9 protein-coding genes are annotated in these 16392 nt (G+C 48.6%); 4 read left to right on the forward strand and 5 right to left on the reverse strand.

Features of this window, described 5'->3' with window-relative positions:
• Window positions 1–6 precede the first annotated feature (6 nt).
• From B153_RS0112760 to B153_RS0112780, 4 genes are all read right to left on the reverse strand, one after another.
• On the reverse strand, window positions 7–2133 hold the full coding sequence (locus B153_RS0112760; RefSeq protein ID WP_020597109.1) for a penicillin-binding protein: 2127 nt from the start codon (window positions 2131–2133) through the stop codon (window positions 7–9).
• Complete coding sequence (locus tag B153_RS0112765; RefSeq protein WP_020597110.1) at window positions 2123–2524, reverse strand: FtsL-like putative cell division protein; 402 nt, start codon at window positions 2522–2524, stop codon at window positions 2123–2125. Before B153_RS0112765 ends, B153_RS0112760 begins: the two co-directional genes overlap by 11 nt.
• Window positions 2525–2611: 87 nt before the next feature.
• Complete coding sequence (locus B153_RS0112770; protein ID WP_020597111.1) at window positions 2612–4105, reverse strand: M20/M25/M40 family metallo-hydrolase; 1494 nt, start codon at window positions 4103–4105, stop codon at window positions 2612–2614.
• A gap of 183 nt (window positions 4106–4288) precedes the next feature.
• On the reverse strand, window positions 4289–4981 hold the full coding sequence (locus B153_RS0112780; RefSeq protein ID WP_020597113.1) for a DUF3431 domain-containing protein: 693 nt from the start codon (window positions 4979–4981) through the stop codon (window positions 4289–4291).
• A gap of 159 nt (window positions 4982–5140) precedes the next feature.
• Here B153_RS0112780 and B153_RS0112785 point away from each other — a divergent pair, with 159 nt between their 5' ends.
• The 3 genes from B153_RS0112785 (at window position 5141) to B153_RS0112795 (ending at window position 10068) form a co-directional block, all read left to right on the forward strand.
• Window positions 5141–7210, forward strand: a complete 2070-nt coding sequence (locus tag B153_RS0112785; RefSeq protein ID WP_020597114.1) for a S9 family peptidase — start codon at window positions 5141–5143, stop codon at window positions 7208–7210.
• Window positions 7211–7352: 142 nt separating this feature from the next.
• Window positions 7353–8489, forward strand: a complete 1137-nt coding sequence (locus B153_RS0112790) for a hypothetical protein (protein ID WP_020597115.1) — start codon at window positions 7353–7355, stop codon at window positions 8487–8489.
• 55 nt (window positions 8490–8544) lie between these two features.
• On the forward strand, window positions 8545–10068 hold the full coding sequence (locus B153_RS0112795) for an FG-GAP repeat domain-containing protein (RefSeq protein WP_020597116.1): 1524 nt from the start codon (window positions 8545–8547) through the stop codon (window positions 10066–10068).
• Window positions 10069–10152: 84 nt separating this feature from the next.
• On the opposite strand, the gene B153_RS0112800 is transcribed toward B153_RS0112795, so the two are convergent.
• Window positions 10153–11436: a Gfo/Idh/MocA family protein gene (locus B153_RS0112800; protein ID WP_020597117.1), complete on the reverse strand. Its 1284-nt coding sequence runs from the start codon at window positions 11434–11436 to the stop codon at window positions 10153–10155.
• 329 nt (window positions 11437–11765) lie between these two features.
• Between B153_RS0112800 and B153_RS0112805 the strand changes: the two genes are divergently transcribed.
• Window positions 11766–15359, forward strand: a complete 3594-nt coding sequence (locus tag B153_RS0112805; protein WP_157634663.1) for an Ig-like domain-containing protein — start codon at window positions 11766–11768, stop codon at window positions 15357–15359.
• Window positions 15360–16392 lie beyond the last annotated feature (1033 nt).

Here is a 16392-nt window from a genome sequence, read left to right on the forward strand (position 1 = left end):
CGGCTATCAACTTAATCGAAGCATAATATTCTTGTTACTAACCTGTTCGATGGTCATACCTGGTGAAATGGACTGCTCCCTAACTTTGCCGCGCCCCTCAACCGATACCCGAAAACCGCGATTCTCAAGTAGAAAAAGGGCGTCCCGTAGGCTTAAACCGCGCACATCGGGGACCTGGCCGGGACGCGTCGGACGCGCTTTCCACCGACCGTTCTCGGTGGCCTCTACCCACCCTTCGGTTGCGGGTTCGTTGGCGAGATTCAGTGTTGAACTAATGGTATGCAGATCCTCGGCATAGCCCGCCAGTAAACCTGTGGTTGAAAGCGGCTTTGAACTACCTGTTCGGATGGGGGCGTGCATGCGAATGTCATAAGCAACAATTCGGTCTGCTACAGCCTTAAATACGGGGGCCGATACAGCTCCTGCATACAACAGGTCGATGTTGTCGCCCTGGGGCGTATCGACCATGGTAATCATGCTGTATTTAGGCTTATCGGCCGGGAAATAGCCAATGAACGAGGTGTAATATTTGCCTACCTGATACTGCCCATTGATAATTTTCTGGGCGGTTCCTGTTTTCCCGGCAATGGCATAATAGGGATTATTAATGTGTTTGGCTGTGCCATTGGTGACCACACCCCGCAACAATTCCTGGGCTTTCCGAGCCGTTTCTTTTGAGCAGATAGGCTCAGGGAGCACGTACGGTTTGTTATCTTCAATAATTTCGCCGGCCAGCCTGATCTGTTTTACGATCACCGGACGCACCCAATAGCCATTATTCGCAACGGCGTTATAGAAAGCCAGCATCTGGAGCGGAGTGATCTGCATTTCGTAGCCATACGACATGGAGGTCAGCGATACTTTGCTCCAGCCCTTCATATCGGGGTTGCGAACGACTGGAATGGCTTCTCCTTTCATGTGAATGCCCGTTGGCTGGGTGAGGTGAAACCGGCGGAGGTATTGGCAGTATAGATCAGGGCGACTATAGAAATAGCTGCGCATGAGCAGGTGCGTACCTACATTCGACGACTTTTCGAAAACCTGGCGGGCAGTAATCGTTCCATGACCTGCCCGGCTGGCATCGTGAATACCCAGACCGTTATAACGCGCTGATCCACCGCCAGTGGCTACCAGTTGGTTGAGCGAAATGGCTTTTTCTTCCATCAATGCCATCATGGTAGCCAGTTTGAACGTTGAGCCGGGATCGGTGCGGCCAGCCAGAGCGTGGTTGAAATTTTCAATATAATGATCTGGTCCCTCGCCACGACCCTGTTTGGTCAGATTGGCCATCGCCCGGATTTCGCCGGTAGCCACTTCCATCACGATCACACAGCCTTTAGCGGCATTATATTTGACTAAGGCATCCCGAAGGGCCGATTCGGCCATGTCCTGAAAATTGACATCGATGGTGGTGTAAAGATCCATGCCCGATTCGGGTTGCATATCCGGCCCATCGTTAACGGGTTTTCGGATGCCACCAGCCAGAACTTCGACCAGGCCGACTGCATTTTTACCTGCCAGCGCAGGTTGAAACGAGGCTTCCAGGCCAATCAGCCCCCGTCCGGTTTTAGCATCCAGATTCCCGATGGTTCGTTCGGCCATCTGCCCAAAAGGATGATAGCGTTCGTAATAAGGACGCAGAACACCCCCGCGTGCGGCTACTTTGGGCGTTGACCGGAAAAACGGCCATTTCAACATCTTCTGCCGCTCCTGAAACGTTACCCGACGGCGGTTCAGCAATACATACCGGCGTTTATGGGCGCGGGCATCCCGAACCAGATCAGCGTACTCCTGTGGGGAACGGTCGCGGTAAATTTGCGAGAGCAATAACCCCAGCGAATCGATTTTCTTTTTGAAATAGTCGGGTTTGGCCATAGTTGGGTCGAGGCCAACTACGTAGGTGGGTAAAGACGTAGCCAGGAGCCGACCGTCGTTGGCAAAGATATTCCCCCGCATTGCCCGGATGGTGTCGCGCTGGATCAGGGTCGCATCAACACGCTCACGCCAGAACTGCCCTTTGAAGGTCTGGAAATATTGTACATAAATCAGCCGAAAGACAACGCCAACGGCCAGGACAATAACCAGATAGTAGACGTTATTGGCCCGTTGAATGATGTCCTGCTTAATGTTCATCTGATTTAACGACGATTTTATGGGGTGGTGTTTGACTATCGGAAAGGTTGAGTGCCGCTACGCGCTTGCTGATTTCAGACTGTTTTCCGCTTTTGTCCAGATCAGCCTGCAAAACCGTATACTGCGAGCGGAGTTCGTCGACCTGGATCTGCGTTCGCTGAATACGCCGAACGAGCCGCTCGGCATTGTGATTGAGGCCAATGTACAGAATGAGCAGGGTGGTGACCCACAAAATCCGGTCGATATGATGGATGGGCCAGGCGTTATCTTCGCCAAAAAGCCGATCCAGGCCAATAAAGTCGTTTAGCCAGGTGGCCAGCTTGAGTTTGCGCCGTTGCTTTTTTTGCTGTTGCGTAACGCGCGGAGATTCCCGGAATGTGTTTTTGGCCATAGCTTGGGTTAGGATGCTACAGAAGTACAAAGAAACAAAAACATGGGCTCCCAATCCGGGCCGGGATCAAATTCTTTGATAAGATTTTTATTCTTTCCAGCGCCATTCGTTGGCGATCTGTAAAGGCGTTCGCAGCCCTTGTGTTACGAGGTAATCGCGGGTTTGGGTATCCGTTTGCCGACGGGCGGGAATATCATCGGCGTCGGCAAGGGCATACAGGAGCATGGTCGAATAGCGGACCGTATTCTTCAACTGGTCGGCATTGACCAGGTTCATACGGTCGCAGTTTGCATGATAACAGTCGAGTACAGATTTGGACAGATGGCCATTCATACCCACTACAGGAACGCCTTCGAGCATAAAAGGCTGGTGGTCGGAGTGTAGACCAGCCTGATTCTGCATATCATTCGGGAAAGCAGACTCTACCGATTTTATGCTTTCGCCAACATTGTTGAAGAACGGCACCATATCGGACCGCCCAAACGCATTCAGGCCGGTAGGGTCATTGGTCATGTCGAGGTTCATCATGTACCGAACGTTATCCAGTTGTCCCGACTTTTTCAGGTTTTCGACCATTGCTTTTGACCCCAGCAATCCCTGTTCTTCGCCCATAAACAGAACAAATTCAATGGTGCGTTTGGGCTTCAGTTTGAGAGCTTTAAACGTCCGGGCGATGTCGAGTACAGCAAATGAACCAATCCCGTTGTCGATGGCTCCGGTCGCCAGGTCCCATGAATCCAGGTGTCCGCCCACGATGATTTTCTCGTCGGGATATTTCGAGCCTTTAAGCGTAGCTACCACATTTCGGGCGCGAATTTTTCGGCTCGTGTTGGTCATGTCGATCATAGCCTGCAAGGGGCTATGCTCTTCCTGTATCCACGAACGTAGTGCTTCGCCACTTTCCAGCGAGATGCATACCGACGGAATCGGAATTAGTTTGCCGGTCACCGAAGCGGTGCCCGTCAGCAATACATTACCGGGAACCAGATTGACCATAATCACTCCCGCAGCCCCGTGCTGAATGGCGAGTGCTGTTTTCTCGGAGCGGTGCAGGTTGCGGGCTCCTTTGGTAGGTGAGGATAAACCAATATTGACCAGCGCGATTTTGCCTTTCAGTTTGCCTTTTAGAGCCGCAAAGTCACCTTCCAGGCCGTTGCCGACATCAATGATTTCGCCTTTTACATGCGCTTCGACCGGCGAGTGAGCCAGTGCTACGACTGGCACATCGCGGAAATTATCGCTTTTGGAAGGTACAACCGATAGGGTGACTGTATCGCGGGCCCAGGCTTCGACTTCGAAGGGTTCATAACGAATCTCCTTGAACCCGTATGACGCTAGTAAATCAAAGGCATAGGCTTCGGCACGACTACCGTTGGGGCTGCCAGTAAGTCGGTGGCCGACCTGTTCCGATGCCTGTGCAAGCGTTTCGTAAGCACGGCTATGAGCGGTTACTTCTTTGGTAATCCGGGCAAATGCCTTTTGGAGGGAGAGTTTTTCAGGGTAAAAAGCGGTCAGTGTACCAGCGGTGCCGATACATAACAAAACGAGCCGAAAACGAGGCACGTAAAACGTCCGGGTCATGAGAGGATGGGTGGCAGAATTCCTTGCTAAATATACGAAAAGGTTTGTTGTCTTCGATGCCGAATGATTAGACGCAATAAATGGACAAAGCGTTCGAGGGAACTGAAAAAAAACATCAGTTATACGCAGCTATGACCCCGTCGGATTGGTTTTATACGTTTGTATCGGCAACTAATCGGTAAATCAACCTGTGGATTGGTGCTTCATCGGTTTAAGCTGAACCGTGAGTCGGTTGGCTAACCAATGCGGGTTGAGGCCTTCTAGACCAAACACACGATCCCAGCTTCGTTCGTAGCAGTGGGCTGCATCGGGAAACGTAGTGGATACCCTTAATGCCTGCTCATAGAAAGATACGGTTTTTTGACGTAAAAGGTTGCGATGAATGGCAAATTGTGCGCCCAGCACAAAGGTATATAAGTTAGGGCCATCCGTACCAAAAAGAGCCCGGTGAAACCCCCTCATATCCAGCCCATGTCCGTCTTCGTTTTTGCTCCAGGGCCGGAAGAGCCGATGCCCCTGATCGTCGTCGGTATCAATAAGGTGACCCAGCCAGTAAAAATGCGGGTCAGTGTGTTGTTCGGTGGAGTTGGCAAACCAGGACCCGTCGGTAAAAGCCCGCAACGTTTTCTTAAAATCATAGGCATGATCGAAGGGTTTGCCCTGGCAAAAGATTGACCACTCAGCTAGTGAATCGTAGCGACTAAGGATGTGATGCAGATAGGTGTGTGCTTCCCGCCCGACATTGGGTAGGGGAATAGCAGCGGGGCCTCCCGGATGATCGGGGCTTTTATCGTAAACCGTAATCTGTACGTCCTTCGGTATGTTTCGGAGCCAGCTCAGATCTTCGGTATAGTGAGCAACAACGAGTTCAGGCATCTATTAAGCGGATAAGCGCAAACGTTTCACAAAGAACGCAAAGCGTCTGTTAATTTCTTTACGTTCTTTGTATATCCTTTTGCGCCTTTACGCTTGAGCTACTCTCTTCGTATGAAACGGACGTATTTTGCGCTTTTCTGTTTATTGACATCCCTTAGTATGACGCAGGCACAATCCCCGATAGGCCCTAAAGCCACTATTAAACCCAAAGAACTTAATACCAATGGCCACAAACGGATCGATAACTATTATTACCTCAACGAACGCGAAAACCCGGAGGTTATCGCGTACCTGAACGCCGAAAATGCGTACCTCGAACAAGTACTTACTCCGGTAAAAGACCTGCGAAAAAAGCTGTTCGATGAAATGAAAGGCCGCATCAAAGAGCAGGATGAGTCGGTGCCCTACAAAGAAGGTAATTATTACTACTATAGTCGCTATGTCATGGGCGGAGAGTATCCGGTCTATTGCCGGAAAAAAGGGTCACTCGATGGCCCGGAAGAAATTCTCTTTGATGGTAACGCGATGGCGAAAGGCCATAACTACTACCACTTGGGCGGCTACGAAGTGTCGGACAATGAAGAACTGGCCATTTATGCCGAAGATATTGTAAGCCGTCGGCTCTATACGCTGCGGGTCAAGAACCTGAAAACCGGGAAGGTCTATTCCGACAGAATCCCGGATGTGGAGGGCGATAATTTTGCCTGGGCTGCTGACAACAAGACGCTATTCTATATCAAAAAAGACCCGCAAACGCTGCTGGGCTATCAGGTGTATCGGCATGTGCTGGGGACAAGTCCTCAGACTGATGTGTTGGTCTATGAAGAAGCCGACAACCAGTTCTATATGGGCCTGGGTCGGTCAAAATCAAAGAAATACATTGCCATTGGCTCCGATCACAACGGCGTTGCAACCGAGTATCGCTTACTGGAAGCTAGCCAGCCAATGGGCCCGTTTAAGGTGTTTCTGCCGCGAGAGAAAGGCCACGAGTACGACATTGTACACGATCAGGATAAATTCTACGTCCGTACCAACTGGAAAGCTGAGAATTTCCGGCTCATGGAAGTGCCGGAAGGAAAAACGGCGGATCGTACTGCCTGGAAAGAAGTCATCCCGCATCGGCCCGATGTGTATCTGGCTAATATGGATGTGTTTGTGAACCATCTGGTGCTGGGCGAACGGAAAGATGGCCTGACCGACATCCGGGTTATAAACCAGCAGACCAAAACTGACGAATACCTCGATTTTGGAGAGCCTGCTTATGTCGCTGGTATTGGGTACAATCCAGATTTTAACACCAACATGCTTCGATTCAGCTATTCGTCACTGACAACGCCCAACTCGACCTTCGATTACAACATGGACACGAAGGAGAAAACAGTAAAGAAGCAGCAGGAGGTACTGGGTGGTTTCGACAAGGCCAATTATGTATCGGAGCGGGTGTATGCCACTTCCCGCGATGGCGTACAAGTGCCTGTGTCACTGGTGTATCGTAAAGGAACGCCCAAAGACGGTTCGGCTCCTTTGCTGCAATACGCGTACGGTTCCTACGGCTACTCGATTGATCCCAGCTTTAGCTCGACACGGCTAAGTCTGCTGGATCGGGGATTTATTTTCGCCATTGCCCACATTCGGGGGGGGCAGGAAATGGGGCGTCGGTGGTACGAAGACGGTAAGATGCTCAAGAAGAAAAACACCTTCAACGACTTTGTGGATGTGTCGGAGTATCTTATTAAGAATAAGTACACGAGTGCCGATAAACTCTTTGCGATGGGCGGTAGTGCGGGTGGTTTGCTGATGGGTGCTGTAATCAATCAGGCTCCGCAGCTCTATCGGGGGGTAGTTGCATCGGTCCCGTTTGTGGATGTCGTAACAACCATGCTCGACGAGAGTATTCCGCTGACAACGGGTGAGTTTGAAGAATGGGGAAATCCCCAAAATCAACCCTATTACGAGTACATGCTATCGTACTCGCCTTACGATAATGTAGAGAAAAAAGCGTATCCTAACCTGCTCGTAACAACCGGATTACATGATTCGCAGGTGCAGTATTGGGAACCTGCCAAATGGGTAGCCAAACTGCGGGCGCTGAAAACCGACAACAACCAGTTGTTGCTTCATACCAACATGGAGGCAGGTCACGGTGGTGCATCGGGACGTTTTCAGGTGTTGAAAGAGATCGCCCTGGAATATGCCTTCATACTGAATCTGGTCGGGATTACACAATAGAGCTTGTTAGGTGGCTAGCCATTCATGTAAATGCGCCGGTCTAAGCTAGTTTAGCGTATGCCGCAAGGGCGTTTTGGTCTGCATAATAAAAAATAGTCTAATGTATTCTTACGGATCTCCTGATCTTCGATAGTCTCTATATATGTCTCAGCTTGTTCGTATTCCAACACCCGGTAAAGACAAAACTCCGCTCTCGAAGGCGCAGAAGGAGTTTAACCGATTGACGAAGAAAATAGGGGAGTTGGAAAACGAACTGGCGCAGTTTCGGGCAACGGCTACGCAAATTCAGCAACGGGTGTATTCTGAGTATGAGCCTTTGCTTCGCTCATTCAATACGCTTCGTGCCGATCTGGTGCGGCTGTTCGATCGGGCTCACGATAGGCCCGAAACTACCAGGACGGAGCGGAAAAAACTGGCCGATATTATCCTCAATCTGGCTTATGAACTCATTAGCGAACATGGGTTGGATGAGCTAAAGCCAGTTTTCGATAAATACGACAAAGCCGGTTATGATGCTACCGATACAGAGGCCGATCTACAGGTTTCGGAAATCATGAAAGAGATGGTAGGGGCCATGTATGGTATCAAATTCGAGGAGGGCGTTGATGTAAGTACGCAGGATAAGTTTATGGCGTATATGCAGGAACAGATGCAGGCAAAACAGGCCGAAGCCGAGCAGCGCCAGCAACAAGCTCAGGAGCAACGTGCTCAAAAACCCAAATCGGCGAAGCAACAGGAGCGTGAAGCGAAAAAACTGGTTGAGGAACGGAATATCACCAAGGCGGTCAGAACGCTCTACATGGATCTGGTAAAAGCCTTCCACCCCGACCGCGAACGCGACGAAGACGAGAAGGCCCGGAAAACGGAAATCATGAAACGGGTGACCGAAGCCTACGAAAAAAGCGATCTGCTTGCACTGCTGAAACTCCAGCTTGAGTTCAATCGAATCGATCAGCACCATCTCGAATCGCTGGCCGACGATCAGCTTCGGTATTATAATAAGATACTGAAACAACAGGCCGATGAACTTACCAATGAATTGTATGGCTTGCAGAGCCAGCTTGCAGCAGCACTCAATAAGTCACTGATGATGGTTGGCTCGGCGTTCAGTCTGGAGTTTAGTTTCAACAACGACATTCGCGAGTTGAAAAAAAGTATTAAAGAAACGAAGAAAGATCTCAAAGAGTTGGCCAGCCCAGCCGTATTGAAAGCATTTCTGAAAACGTATAAAATTCACAAGGCAAACGAGTTCGATATGCTGGGCGGACTGTTCGGCTGATCGCATACGTTTCGGGTTCACTTATTCCTACCCTTATTAACGCAGTACCATGCGTATGTTTAAACGCTTCCTTTTTCCAGTTTATAGTTTTATTGGATTAGCCATTGTGGTGGGTAGCTGTCATTCAGGCAGTAAGGACGCACTCGATAATCCACTCATTGCCGAAGGGAAAATTCTGGCCGAAAAACACTGCGGCACCTGCCATCTGTTGCCGTCGCCTGAGTTGCTGGACAAAGAAACCTGGGTAAAGTCGGTTTTACCAGCGATGGCGCCTAATCTGGGTCTTGAAGCGTATCCGGGTGGAAATTATTATGCTGGCCCGCAGGCAGCCATTTCGTTCGAAAACTGGCAGAAACTGATGGCTTATTACGAAACGCTGGCCCCGCCAAAGTTGAAAGAAGCGGCCTTGCCGACCGAACCTCTCAGCGATTGGGCCGTTTTTTCGCTCGAAAAACCCCAGGCCGATACCACTAAAACGGCGATGACAACAATGGTAGCTATCGATACCATTGGTCATCGGATTTATTCGAGCGATGCCCTTCGGTCGGATCTTACCCAGTGGAATCAGCAGCTACAGATGACAGGTAATCAGCCATTGCAATCGGCGGCTGCGCAGGCTACGTTTTTTCGGGACAAATCGGGGGCTGAACAAGGGGTATTTACCTGTATGGGCACCATGCGGGCGGCCGACATAGCCCGGGGTGAGCTGGTAACCATGCGTATTTCGGGTAAACTGCCAGCCGATACGTCCACGGTGTATGCCAATTTGCCCCGCCCCTTAGAATCGGTTGCCACCGATTTGAACAAAGATGGTTTGACGGATTGGGTCGTTTGCGGCTTTGGTCATTTACAGGGAGGGTTATACTGGCTGAAGCAGCAGCCCAATCATCAGTTTGCGAAAATCGCGATTCGAGAGGTAGCGGGGGCTATCCAAACAACCATTGGTGATTTTAATGCCGATGGCTGGCCTGATCTGGTCGTTTTATTTGCTCATGCCGACGAAGGAATCTGGCTGTTTCTGAACGATAAAAAAGGCGGATTCACAGAACGCAATCTGCTTCGGTTTCCGTCGGTATATGGCTCCACAAGTTTTCAACTGGTCGACTTCAACAAAGATGGCCGGCTGGATATTTTGTACACCTGTGGCGACAATAGCGATTATTCCAAAATTCTGAAGCCGTATCATGGTCTGTATATTTACCTGAACGAAGGCGATTTTCGGCTGAAACAAGCCTATTTCTACCCAATCAATGGCTGTACAAAAGCAATGGCTGTGGATTTCGATCAGGATGGTGATCTGGATATTGCTACTATTGCCTTTTTTGCTGATTTTCTGCACACTCCAGGCGAAAACTTTCAGTATTTCGAGCAGCAGACACCCTTGCGTTTTCAGGCCCATGTGCTACCCATCCACACCTATGGTCGCTGGATCTGTATGGATGTGAATGATGTGGATCAGGATGGCGATGCGGATGTGGTACTGGGTAACTTTTCAAAGACGTTTATCATTCAGGAAAATCTTAAACCAACCTGGGATACGCACCTGCCCCTGATTGTGCTGAAGAATAAGACGCATTAATTTACCAGACCTGTTGTAAGTCGAAAGGTCTGTCTTACAACAGGTCTAGTGGCTGTAATATGGAGCAATCTGATAGGTCGCGTCTTACAGTAAGTCCCAGCCTTTGCGGTATTCCCTGGAGAGCAAGGCATTGGCATCGGCATTGTGTCTGAATTTCTCCTTATGCGCATTCCACTCCAGAGGTTGCCCCAGCCGATACGAAATTAAACCCAGATGCATGGGCAAAGTCATCTGACGGGCATAGGCCAAATTGGATTCGGGCTGTTTTCGGGACTTGACCGAGTCGATAAAGTTTTGCTGATGACCGGGCGATCGTTCGATTGTGATGGGGATTTCGGCTATATCAGCCATCGTTACGCCGTTTATTGTAATCTCACGGGTGTTATAGTCGCAAAGAAGTGTGCCTTTTTCGCCTTCGAAATAAGCACCAATACCTCTTTTGGCGGCACCGGGTACATCGGGTGGGGTACTGGTCCAATGGAGATTCAAGCCATCAAATTCATAATCAATATCGATCCACTTGGGGGCGTCACCGATGCCTTCGGGAGCTTCACCTTTAGCCTGTATTCGTTTTAATCCGGTCGGATTAATTGACCACCAAACGACATCGGCAATATGGCACCAGAAGTCCTGAAACACACCGCCTGAGTAATCCAGAAAATAGCGGTACGTAAAATGGCAGCGTTCGGGTGTGTAGAGTGATACCGGAGCGGGGCCCTGCCACATATCCCAGTTTAATGTAGAAGGGGGCGTTTGGTAATTGGCTGGGCCAAGTACAGGCGGAAAGCCCGTTTTCCAGAGCCGTACAGTATGCACTTTACCGATAGCGCCTGCTTTGATAAGCTCCACGACCCGATGGTAATTGTCGCCGGCATGGATTTGCGTACCTAGTTGGAAAATGCGATCGTAACGATTCAACGCCTTCAGCATTTTCTGGCCTTCACGCACACTGTACGACAGCGGTTTTTCACCATAAACGTCTTTCCCGGCCTGAAACGCCATAATGGCGATCTGGGCATGCCAGTGGTCGGGGGTGGCACAGGTGATCGCATCAATATCGTTTCGGTCGAGCAGGTAGCGGAAGTCAGGATAGGTTTTGGCGGTCGTATTGGGTTGTAAGGTTTGTAAGGTAGAGAGTGCTTTGGCCAGATGGGTTTCATCAACGTCGCACAAACCTACCACCTCAACCTCAGGTAATTTGGCAAACCAGTTTAGGTGATTGGTTCCCATGCCGTTTATACCGATATGGGCAACACGAACCCGGTCGCTGGGGGCAACTTTCCGTTTCGGGTAGGCTCCAAATGTTAGGCTGAGCGCAGCGGCACTACTCTGTTTTAGAAAATCACGGCGGTGAAGAAGATGGCTCATAAGAAAAGGCGATGGCTGCTAATACCTGACAGTTTACCATCATAATACAAAGCACCTACTAATCTACTATTCAGGCTGCTATAAAAATTAAGTAAACTAATTCTGTATAAAAGTTATCTATATAATTTACTTATCAAACTATATATGAACATAAAGGTGCCGATTAATATATTTATTTTTGGCGACATACATATAAATATATGTTTACCTACCTAAAAGATGAATAAGTTAACATAAGTATTATAAAAGTTAATATAATTCATCTTTAGTTAATATTTCGTTGTAAAAATTTCTTTTCTTTTAATAAACAACGTAAATGCCTCACGTATATGAAACACGTTTCTCCTCCCTTCCCAAGATGGGTAAGTAGCTCTATTTGGGTAATCCTTCTGTTTTTACTCGCTCTCAGTATTCGGGTCAATGCTCAGCAAAGTAGTTTAGGCACGCCCAATTCAACTACATCAACGGCCTGGGTCAGTCCAACTTTCTCTTTAACAACAGCTCATGCTAGCCAAGGTCTATCTTGTTGGGGTGGAGATAATTTGTGCCTTTCTGGTGGCGACCCTGCTAATGTTACAAATGCCACACTCACGGATTACGATGAGTTAGGTATTGCAGTTTCTGGCGCAGGCTCATTTACAGTGGGTGAAAATAATCCCGCCAACATCTATGATGCTGGTAATTTTGCTGGTTTTCTAATCAGAAATAGCTCATTGGCTGATGTTACCCTGTTAGGAGCAGTAACGATTACTACGTATAAAAACGGTGTATTCCGTGAGTCGAAGACCGCAACCAACCTCCTTGGAGTAAATTCTGCACTAGTTTCAGGAGCTTATGAGGTTGGATTCCACACGACACTTGATTTTAATCAGATCGCCATTTCTTTTACTAATCCGTTGACGGTAGTTACTTCCTACAGAGTGTATTATGCGTTGATGAGACGTTATGCTTCAGCCAGTACAACATTGGCTTGTAATACGCCTAGCTCATTAACAGCACCTGGAAATTCAATCTATATTTCAGATCGTACGGGTATAGCTACTGACATTGCCTGTGCCCTTTGTTCCGTCAGCGATGCCGATAATATTATTGATGGGAATAGCGCAAATGTGGCCAGTATTTCTTTAACGGCAGCCGTAGCAACGACCGCTACAATAGGGGTAAAAAATCCCTTTACGGCTTATACAGCCAGTACGTCGGCACCGAAATTCGTTGGTTTTGATCTATCCAGTACAGATCTAGTCGACTTAGCGCTTTTGAACCGTATCTCCGTTTCAACTTATAAGACCGGAACTGACGGAACTTCCAGTCTTATTCAAACATTTAGTGGAACTAGCCTTATCTCTGCTAATAGTTCGCTTTTATCAGGTACCAGTACAGGAAGAAGGACAGTCGGGTTTTTGGCGACAGCCGATTTCGATGAGGTTGTCTTGACGGTTGTCAAAACAGCGGGGGTATCGTTAGCCCGAATCAACGTATATGGGGTAACCGTTACTAACTTCTGTGATGGTCCAAGTCTTGATTGTGCTGATAATACGATTCCTAAAAATACGATCTCGCCCTTAGTTTATCCGACGCATCCCGTATATGTTGATGGGAAAAATACAGGAATTACGGGAGCTGCCTGCGCATTATGTTATATCAGTAACTCAGAAAATGTAATTGATAATAACCCATCCAATTTTGCTTCACTATCCGTAACGGCTGGCGTTTCGACCACACTATCCTTTGCAGTAGCTAACGCTTTGCAAACATATCCGGTCAATAGTTTTGCTGGTTTTGATATTGAAACCCGGAGCCTGCTTTCTGCCAATGTATTAAGTATAGCGACCATAACGCTCTATAATGATGGCAATCCGGTTCAGACAGTCGCGGGTAATGCCTTGATTGTAGGCGCTACGACCAGTTTGCTGAATGGACGGAGTCGTCAGTATGTTGGCGTTGTGGCGACAGCGCAATATGATGAGGTAAAAATTTCGTTCCCAAGCATAGTTGGGGCCGATCTTGGTGTGATCAATATTTATAGCGCTGTATTTGAGAAAACCTGTTCAGCAGCTATCAGTTGTAATACGACCTATAACCTGAGCAACCCAACATTCCCGGTTGTTATCGATTACGAAAGAACAGGGGTTACGGGGGCTGTCGATGCGGCTGTAACCGTTGCCGATGCATGGAATGTAGTTTCCTCCAGCACCACTGATTACGCTACGATTACAAATACGGCAGGAGTAGCTGTTACAGCCTCTATAGGTGTGCTGAATCCGGTAGATACCTATCCGGCTGGTACATTTGCCGGGTTTACTATTCGGAAAATAGCAGGCCTGGTTACAGCAGACTTATTTGGCAAGCTGACCATTACAACCTACCAGAATGGGAGTCCGGTAGAATCAAGAACGGCGGGTAATCTGCTTGATTTATCAATCGCTTTGTTTGGGTCGGTAACCGATTATTATAACGTAGGCTTTGTTACATCACAGCAGTTCGATGAGATTCGACTAAGCGTAGCTCCTTTGGTGGGTTTGGGCGTAACGGTCACTAATTTACAAGTCTACGGAGCCTTTATCAACACCAACTCATCCATTGGAAACGGCTTTACCTGTGCGTTAAAAACAAGCCCTGATTTTGCGGTTACCTATAAAAATGTGTCAGTATCAGGCAGCGTGGCGTCGAATGATAATGTACCTGCCGGTACAACCTATGGTACATCGCCAACCCTGGTTAGCAGCCCCAACGGGTCAACGCCAACGTTGACCATGAATAGCGACGGCACCTATACGTTCCTCACCTCTACGTCTGGCGTGTATGTATATTCAGTGCCTGTTTGTGCATCTTCTGTATGTGTGTCGCAAACGCTGACCGTTACGGTTCTTGATCCGAAAGTGAATACAAACAATCCGGTTGCCAACCCGGATGTAGCTTCCATGACCAGCACTACGGCAACGACACCGCCATCCGTAACGGTCAATGTGAAAGCAAACGACGGGCCGGGTAATCCAGGAGGTACATTAGGTACACCAACGATAGCTACCCCGCCCACCAATGGGTCTGCCACTGTAGATGGTAATGGGAACATTGTTTATACACCAAACGCTGGTTTTTATGGCACCGATGTGCTTACCTATCAGGTATGTGAAGCCCCCAGTACCCTCTGCGCTACGGCTACCGTAACTATTTCGGTATATCCTCCAGGTTTTGTTTCAGCATCGGCCAGCGACGATTATGTTTTCTCGTCGGGTACTGCCGTAACGGGCAACGTGCTTACCAACGATATAGGCACAGGGCTGACCGTATCGAATACAGGAACAACCGTAAGCTCGTCGGGTACGCTGGTTATCACATCAACGGGAAGCTACACCTTTACCCCTGCCTTAGGGTACAAAGGGCCTGGCAGCTTTACCTACACGGCCTGCGACTCGAATACACCATCGAACTGTGTTACGGCCACGTTGCATGTTCTGGTCAATATTCCTGACCTGTCGCCGACAATCGTACTACCTCTGGCTAACTTCAATACGGCTCCCAATAACGTCAGAGACTTCGTCGTCAATCTATTTGAGGCAAACGGTCAACCAACTCCTCCAGGTAGTGTCAGCATCACCATTACAGTCCCAACGGGTTATACGATTTCGTATAATAGTGCGCTCACCAGTACAAGTGTGTCTGGTGGATCAACGGTTTCTGTAGAGAATCCGAATTGGACAGTGGTAAACAACCAGACGGATCAGCAGCTCACTCTGAAAATTAATGGTGGACAGATCATCCCTGCTAATGCCACGGCTGTTCTGGGCTTTACAATTACCCGAACAACGGCAAACTCTGGAAGTACAGCTAATATTACAGTGAATGTAACCAATGACCCTACGAAAACATATGATGAAAATCCGTTGAATAATGTTTACGCTAGAATTATTAGCGGACAGTAATAATTTCACTTGCGCCAAATATCTTTTTTAAGATATTTGGCGCATATTTATTTTCCTAAATAGGAATCTCTAAACTTATTATTATCAATTATGATAAAGAAACTTTTACTTTTCATGTTGTTGGGGGTGTGTGCTGGCTTTACTGCGTTTGCCCAAGACCCATACATCGTTACTAACGGAGTTGTTATTGATCCCCAACTTTTAAACGTAGGTGCGTATAGTAGTGTTACGGTTTCTTTCGGCAGTGGAACAGCGATTGCGATTCCTCAAAGCGCCAGTGCTGCATATACGATCAATCTGCCTAATGTTGTAGGGGTAACCAGTGCTTCAGTTACCGTCCCGTCGGGTACAACTACCAATCTTTCGTTAACCGTAGGCACTTTTGATAAAGATAACGGAACTGTTGTAACCGTTGTAAGTAATTTGGGCGATGTTCCAGGAAGCACAACCTATTCACTTGTGCTCACTATACGAGGTGTGAAGCCAAATACTGATGCGATCCCGTTAGCGATCACAGCAAATGCTCGTGGTGAGGGTTTGTCGACAAATGTTGACGGCAACGACAATGCCTCTAGCCTTATTCTGGTAGAGCAGGGAAGTGTGCAGCCCGTAGGCCTGGTTTCGTTTACGGCCAAACCGCAGGAAGATCAAACCGTGGCCCTGGCCTGGACCACCTCCTGGGAAACCAACAACAAAGGCTTCCTGATCGAGCGCAGCAAAGACCTCAAAAGCTTCGAGACCGTTGGCGAGGTGACCGAAATCGGGGCCAGCAGTGAATCGCTGAAGAACTACCACCTCACCGACTTTACCCCCTTCCGGGGCACCAGCTACTANCGGCTGACCCAGATGGACCTGGATGGCAAGTCGACGATCCTGAAAGTGGAATCGGTGGTGCTTCGGGATGGTCCCTACGGGGTGTTCCCCAACCCGGTGGTCAACAACCAGCAGTTTCGGGTGAGCCTGGATGAGCCCGAGACGGCCCGGTTGAACTTCTACGGCACGGATGGTCATGCGGTGTCGTTGGAGAAGAGTG

Origin of the sequence: Spirosoma panaciterrae DSM 21099 (genome assembly GCF_000374025.1) — a bacterium.
Classification (GTDB): Bacteria; Bacteroidota; Bacteroidia; order Cytophagales; family Spirosomataceae; genus Spirosoma; species Spirosoma panaciterrae.